Annotated in this window: 4 protein-coding genes; 3 read left to right on the forward strand and 1 reads right to left on the reverse strand. The window is 57.1% G+C overall.

Features of this window, described 5'->3' with window-relative positions; genetic code table 11:
- Positions 1 to 273: 273 nt before the first annotated feature.
- Positions 274 to 429 (reverse strand): hypothetical protein, encoded by a 156-nt coding sequence (locus AC1DWF_RS30420; RefSeq protein ID WP_476789641.1) that lies wholly within the window; start codon positions 427 to 429, stop codon positions 274 to 276.
- 495 nt (positions 430 to 924) lie between these two features.
- Between AC1DWF_RS30420 and AC1DWF_RS30425 the strand changes: the two genes are divergently transcribed.
- The 3 genes from AC1DWF_RS30425 to AC1DWF_RS30435 all read left to right on the forward strand — a co-directional run bounded on the left by AC1DWF_RS30425 (position 925) and on the right by AC1DWF_RS30435 (position 4173).
- Positions 925 to 2319, forward strand: coding sequence for a selenium-binding family protein (locus tag AC1DWF_RS30425; RefSeq protein WP_476789642.1), 1395 nt, complete (start codon positions 925 to 927; stop codon positions 2317 to 2319).
- A gap of 139 nt (positions 2320 to 2458) precedes the next feature.
- Complete coding sequence (locus AC1DWF_RS30430; protein ID WP_476786545.1) at positions 2459 to 3085, forward strand: hypothetical protein; 627 nt, start codon at positions 2459 to 2461, stop codon at positions 3083 to 3085.
- A 251-nt stretch (positions 3086 to 3336) separates the two neighbouring features.
- Positions 3337 to 4173: a phytochelatin synthase family protein gene (locus tag AC1DWF_RS30435; protein ID WP_476789644.1), complete on the forward strand. Its 837-nt coding sequence runs from the start codon at positions 3337 to 3339 to the stop codon at positions 4171 to 4173.
- The last annotated feature ends 353 nt before the right edge of the window (positions 4174 to 4526 follow it).

Below are 4526 nucleotides of genomic sequence, written 5' to 3' on the forward strand. Positions count from 1 at the left end.
ATATTGGCGATGCGAACGGGATATTGGCGATGCGAACGGGCACGAGGCCGGCCTCCTCCGCGCTGACCTGGTCACCGAAGAAGGAAGACCAGCCCAAAGCGATCAGTGCTGCCTCGCGCGTCGTTTCAATCAATATCATTTTCCTTGTTTGAGTCAGCAGCTGGCATGAGCGCATGACGCGGCTCCGCCGACGTTCAACGTTCCCTAGCACAGCGCAACCGCGCTTGCATGGCGTCGGGTGGCCCGGTGGCAAAGCAGGGCACGACAGCAAGTCTACTTGCCTCGCTTCTCGACCTTCAGGTCCGGAAGGCTGGGTCGCTTCGATTTGATCCCGGCCTCTTTCAAGGCCGTATATCCCACCTTCCTGAGGAGCTTCTCTGTTTTTGCACGCTCCTTGTCGCGAATGCTCTGGCCTTTGATCTTCGGCATCGGTCCTCCAATTGGTGCGGTGTCGTTCGCTACCCAGTATATGGTCTGTTGAGCCGCGCCGGTGAATGCAGGCTTGCACGATTTGTTTCTCGACGCGTTGCAACCAACCCGTGGCAGATTTCAACTCAATGTCTCGAAAGTTGATGTCAAAGGTCGGGATAGGTGCGTTGCGTCCGACCGATCTGGGGCCGGAACAGGACCGGCAGCTTTCGCGGATGAGGAGATGGAATAGCAGCCGTTCCGGTCGCGACCCGTTGCGGACGTTGCGCATGCGGACATCGAAGAGGAGTAATGACCCGAAGCCGCTATTGACTGCGGTCATCTGAACTTGGCGCGTTCGCAAAGGAATTGACAGAAGTATCGCACCAACAGCCGGAAGGAAGACTTCGGATGACTTGATTGGACACCGCATCTCTGTGGTGCGAAAATCGGTAGTAAAGCCAATTCTGGGGGCAACGCGCATAAGTCCGTAGTGATCAAGAGGAAGGTTTCATCATGGCAATCTGGCAACCTGACCCTTCATTCTATCCCTCGCCAAGAATGGCCGCGAAGGCGCCGAAAGAGACGCTGGCCTATGTCGCCGCCTTCGACCCGGACCGCAAGAGTCCCGACGCGATAGCCGTCGTTGACGTGAACCCCAAATCCCCGTCCTATTCCCAGATCGTTGGCAAGGTCGACATGCCGAATGTGGGCGACGAACTGCATCATTTCGGCTGGAATGCCTGCTCGTCATGCCTCTGTCCCAATGCGCCGCACCCCCATATGGAGCGGCGCTACCTTGTCGTGCCAGGCTTGCGGTCGTCGCGGCTGCACATCATCGACACCAAGCCGGATCCGAGAAACCCTGAGATCGTCAGGGTCATCGAGCCGGAAGAAATTGCAGAGAAGGCTGGCTATTCGCGCCTGCACACCATCCACTGCGGTCCCGAAGGAATATACGTGAACGCGCTTGGAAACGCAGAGGGCAAGGCGCCTGGCGGCATATTCCTGCTGGATTCCGGGAGTTTCGACGTTCTCGGTCAGTGGGAGATGGACCGGGGACCTCAGCAGCTTGCCTATGATTTCTGGTGGCATCTCGGTCACGACACGATGGTGACGAGCGAATGGGGAACCCCCGATACATTCGAGAACGGGCTCGTTCCGGAGATACTGCTGGGCAGCAAATATGGGCGCAGGCTGCACTTCTGGGATCTGCACAAACGCAAGCACCTTCAGGAGATCGACTTCGGCGAAGAACACCAGCTCGTGTTCGAATTGCGCCCGGCACATGATCCGACCAAGGCCTATGGCTTTGTTGGCTGTGTCATCAGCCTCAAGGATCTCTCGGCTTCGATCTGGACATGGTACCGCGACGGCGACAAATGGGCCGTGAAAAAGGTGATCGTGATCCCCGCCGAACCTGCGGATCCGGCCCTGCTGCCACCCGTGCTCAAGGGCTTCAATGCGGTCGCCCCGCTGGTGACCGACATCGACCTGTCGATGGATGACCGTTTCCTCTACGTTTCCTGCTGGGGCACGGGAGACATGATCCAGTACGACGTGTCGGACCCGTTCAACCCGAAAGAGGCCGGCAGGGTCCGCATAGGTGGTATCGTGTCCCGGGCAACCCACCCAAAGGCGAGCAATGGCGCGCTTAGTGGTGGCCCGCAAATGGTCGAAATCAGCCGAGATGGAAAGCGGGTCTATTTTACCAACTCTCTGTACGGCGCCATCGACCCGCAGTTCTATCCCGATGGCATCGACGGGTGGATGGTGAAGCTCGACGTGGGAGAAAATGGCGGGATCAAATTCGACGAGGATTTTTTCGTCGACTGGCCAAAAGGCCATCGGCCGCATCAGGTGCGTTTGGAGGGAGGCGATTGTTCGTCCGATTCCTACTGCTATCCCTGATGACGCCGGCAGCCACCCAGCGATTAGAGCGCCGTGCATCCAACTGGACGCACAAAGGATGCTCTAAGTCTTTGAATCCACGTATCGTTCTTTCCGAAAATCGATGCCGATTTTCGGAAAGATGCCGTAGTAGCTTATCATGATTTCCATCTCGCCTTGGCTGGTGCTTGCCGGCCTTGGCGCATTTCACGGCCTAAACCCTGCCATGGGGTGGCTGTTTGCGGTTGCCCTCGGCTTGCACCGGCAAAGCCGCAAGATCATATTGTTGTCGCTGGTCCCCATAGCGATAGGACATACCGTTTCGATTGCCATCGTTGCGATGGTGGTGTTGGCGCTCGGCATTTTCGTTGAGCAGCGCCCTTTGGAAGCGGCTGCCGGCATGATGCTCATTGGCTGGGCCGCTTTCCATGCCGCATACGGCCATCGCCACCGAGTTCGAGTCGGAATGAAAACGGGGATGATGGGGCTTGGATTCTGGTCTTTCTTGATGGCGACCGCCCACGGTGCCGGCCTCATGCTCGTGCCTGTACTCATACCGCTTTGCGTTTCGGTTAGCCCGACGGGCAAGCTGACGGCTGCCGGATCGCTGCCCACAGCGCTGGCAGCGGTGGGGCTACACATGGCCGCCATGCTTGCAGTGATCCTTGTTGTCAGCGTTTCCGTCTATGAATGGCTGGGGCTTTCATTGCTTCGCCGTGGATGGATCAATTTCGATCTCATCTGGATTACAGCCCTCGCGATCACCGGCATTGTACTGATTATTTGAAGCTGGACGGCTGGCCGCAAACTCGACAACGCCGCTCCGATGAGATGCGGAAAACACTGCTTTCAACCCGGTTTCTCATGACAAGGCCTGTCATCATCACATCATCAAGCACACAGAGTTGGACGAAAAGATGCACAGGATGAGCCATTGTGCCGAGCTTCCGCTGTCAACGACGAAACTAGCGGACGCCAACCTAGAGTGAACAACGGCTCCACCGTTGACAGCGGTGGCGTCCAGGAGCACGTTTGTATGTGATAGGTGTCGAAGCTACCCCCGACGTCGGCTATTTCAAGAGTGCCGCCGCCGCGTTGTGTTGTAGCGACGATATTGAGCAGTACTCCATGCGGCGCGCAAAGTGGGTATTGATGATCGATCGCTTCTTTCATATCGGAATTCTGTGGTTGGCCCTTGCTGGGCCGGCGCACGCTCAAACACTTCCGCTCCCGAACCAATTGCTGGACTTCCGTTCGACCGCGGGGGCGGAACTGTTCCTGGAAAGTGATGCCAGGGCAGCCTACTTCCCGCTTGCAAGTAATTTCCTGACGCAGGAGAACCAGGCATTTTGCGGGGTTGCGAGCATTGTGATGGTGCTAAATGCGCTACAGTTGGCCGCACCGAGCACTCCAGAATTTGATCCATACCACACCTTTACCCAGGACAATTTCCTTGATGCCCGCACCGAAGCAGTGCTGCCGAGCGACGTGCTCAGGAAGCAGGGAATGACGCTCGACCAGATCGGCGGGCTGATTGCGCTTCATCCCGTGCGGGTGGCCGTCCGCCACGCTTCTGATTCCAATCTGGATGGATTTCGCGCCGAGGCGCGCGACTACCTTTCGAAGCCCGACCACTATGTGATTGTAAACTACTTGCGAAAGGCTATCGGGCAGGAGCGCGGCGGCCATATATCACCCCTTGCAGCCTACGACGCGGAGACGGACCGGTTCCTCATTCTCGACGTTGCTCGCTACAAATATCCGCCCGTATGGGTAACGGCGTCGGATCTGTTTAATGCGATGAATACAACGGATTCTGACAACGAGAACAAGACGCGAGGCTTCGTGCTGGTGTCTAAAGCGACTGTCCAATAGCCCTTTGTTTAGTTTCAAGCCGCTCCATGTTCAGCTGAGTCGCGCCGCTTCTGACTGCCGGATCATATTGTGAAATACCCCATCGTCGTTCTCCTTCGGCCAACTTTGGCCATTGGAGAAACGACCGAGCATATCGTGGGCACGGTGGGGGCGATTCCGGACCAGCAACTTCACGGTACCAATCGTCAAAAGCAGATGAGGTTGTCTAATCGCAACTGGGGCGTCAATAGTAAGTTTTGTCGAAGCAGCACTGCCGGTGCATGGTTGTCTTCGCGGTCGACATCGGTCGCCGCATGATGGAGCTTCGCGGCACGAGCCTTCAATGTGGACGACGCATTCAGCTGAGACAGCGA

It is taken from the genome of Aminobacter sp. P4_D5 (assembly GCF_056401815.1).

Excerpts from the sequence above, each read along its gene's own strand:
- AC1DWF_RS30425 (WP_476789642.1), top strand. The coding sequence starts at position 925 with ATGGCAATCTGGCAACCTGACCCTTCATTCTATCCCTCGCCAAGAATG.
- AC1DWF_RS30430 (WP_476786545.1), top strand. The coding sequence starts at position 2,459 with ATGATTTCCATCTCGCCTTGGCTGGTGCTTGCCGGCCTTGGCGCATTT.
- AC1DWF_RS30420 (WP_476789641.1), bottom strand. The coding sequence starts at position 429 with ATGCCGAAGATCAAAGGCCAGAGCATTCGCGACAAGGAGCGTGCAAAA.